This window comes from Streptococcus sp. k-378 (assembly GCF_013277505.1).
Lineage (GTDB): Bacteria > Bacillota > Bacilli > Lactobacillales > Streptococcaceae > Streptococcus > Streptococcus pseudopneumoniae.
On record NZ_VMNC01000138.1, the window covers coordinates 1 to 1,891 of the forward strand.

3 protein-coding genes and 1 pseudogene are annotated in these 1,891 nt (G+C 34.2%); all 4 read left to right on the forward strand.

Annotated features, from left to right (window positions below):
- Positions 1-88, forward strand: a pseudogene (locus HT719_RS10670) (type I restriction endonuclease); the annotation flags it as partial.
- Between the two features lie 59 nt (positions 89-147).
- Positions 148-384, forward strand: a complete 237-nt coding sequence (locus HT719_RS10675) for an AbrB family transcriptional regulator (protein ID WP_000260603.1) — start codon at positions 148-150, stop codon at positions 382-384.
- The gene (locus tag HT719_RS10680; protein ID WP_000158362.1) at positions 381-794 is read left to right on the forward strand and encodes a type II toxin-antitoxin system death-on-curing family toxin; all 414 of its coding nucleotides are present in this window, start codon (positions 381-383) and stop codon (positions 792-794) included. The genes HT719_RS10675 and HT719_RS10680 overlap by 4 nt, the downstream gene beginning before the upstream one ends.
- 117 nt (positions 795-911) lie before the next feature.
- Entirely contained in the window at positions 912-1,877 is a 966-nt protein-coding gene (xerA, locus tag HT719_RS10685) for a site-specific tyrosine recombinase/integron integrase (RefSeq protein ID WP_000444454.1), read from the forward strand.
- Positions 1,878-1,891 lie beyond the last annotated feature (14 nt).

Genomic DNA, 1,891 nt, shown 5'->3' on the forward strand with positions numbered 1-1,891 from the left:
GGTCGACAAATCACAATTGGCAATCCAAAAATCTCTGGAAGAGCTTGAAACTTTGAAGAAATCTCTGATGCAGGAGTATTTTAGCTGATATTCTGCCATTGTAATTACGGTAATGATTTGTTATAATACAACAAAGGAGGAAATCAGATGGTAGTAAAAACAAGAAAACAAGGAAATTCAATCACCATTACGATTCCAAGTGAATTTAATATTCCAAGTGGTGTAAAATACGAAGCTAAATTGTTACCAAGTGGTGAGATTATCTTTACTCCTGAAGAATTGGATCAGCAGGTTTCTTATGTATCTGATGATGCCTTTGACTTAAATTTAGATAAAATATTTGACGAATACGACGATGTTTTCAAAGCTTTGGTGGAAAAATAACAATCTATCTAACAGAAAAGCAAATTGAAAAAATAAATGCTTTAGCAATTCAACGGTATTCTCCAAATGAGAAAATTCAAACAGTTAGTCCTTCTGCCTTAAATATGATTGTGAACTTACCAGAACAATTTGTCTTTGGGAAGCCTCTTTATCCAACAATTTTTGATAAAGCAACGATACTATTTGTCCAATTGATAAAGAAGCATGTTTTTGCTAATGCTAATAAAAGAACTGCTTTCTTCGTTTTGGTCAAATTTTTACAATTAAATAGCTATCATTTTTCTGTAACGGTAGAAGAAGCAGTAAAAATGTGTGTGACCATCGCAGTAGAATCTTTAACTGATGAAAAAATGACAAGCTACTCCAAATGGGTTTCTGAACATTCTGTTAGGGAAAAGGTCAAAAAGTAACCTAGTATGCTGGATTTGAATGAGCACAAGAAAATAAATGAACAGACAATATTAGAATTCTGTAATGCAGAAACTGATATTGTCTCTTTTTATTGATGAATAAGAAAGTGAGAAATTATGGAATCAAAAGTTACAATTATCATGCAAGAAATGTTACCTCTTTTAAATAATGAACAATTACTAGCATTGAGAGAGAGTTTAGAACATCATCTAGTAGACGGAAAAAAGCAGCAGAAGTATTCGAATAATAACCTGTTGAAACTCTTTATTACCGCCAAACAGGTAGAGGGCTGTAGCTCAAAAACAATTCGTTATTACCAGAGGACGATTGAAAACTTGTTTAATGGTATTAAGGAGTCTGTGACACAACTCACAACAGATGATTTAAGGAGTTATTTAGCAAATTACCAGTCTGAAAAGGATTGTAGTAAGGCAAATTTAGACAATATTAGGCGTATATTGTCTTCTTTTTTTGCTTGGCTTGAGCAAGAGGAATATATCATTAAAAATCCCATTCGACGGATAAAGAAAATTAAGACTGAGCAAAATGTGAAGGAAACTTATACAGATGAACATTTGGAAATTATGCGCGATAACTGTGAAAATTTGAGAGATTTGGCAATAATAGACCTACTAGCATCGACAGGTATGCGTGTAGGGGAGCTTGTACAGTTGAATCGTTCAGATATTGATTTTGAAAACAGAGAGTGTGTTGTCTTTGGTAAAGGAAAGAAGGAGAGACCAGTATATTTTGACGCTCGTACGAAAATTCATTTAAGAAACTATCTTAACGACAGAAAAGATAGTCACCCTGCTCTTTTTGTAACGTTAGTTGGAAAAGTCCAGAGGCTTGGAATTGCTGGTGTAGAGATTCGCTTAAGAAAGTTAGGAGACAAACTCGGTATACAAAAGGTTCACCCACATAAGTTCAGAAGAACTTTAGCGACTAAGGCAATTGATAAAGGTATGCCTATCGAGCAAGTCCAAAAACTGCTAGGTCATAGCAAGATTGACACAACCCTGGCCTATGCCATGGTCAATCAAAATAATGTCAAGCATTCACACCAAAAATTCATCTCTTAAAAGCAAATCCCGAT

Bases quoted from the DNA above. Each gene is read 5' to 3' on its own strand.
- HT719_RS10675 (WP_000260603.1), top strand. From the start codon at position 148: ATGGTAGTAAAAACAAGAAAACAAGGAAATTCAATCACCATTACGATT.
- xerA (WP_000444454.1), top strand. From the start codon at position 912: ATGGAATCAAAAGTTACAATTATCATGCAAGAAATGTTACCTCTTTTA.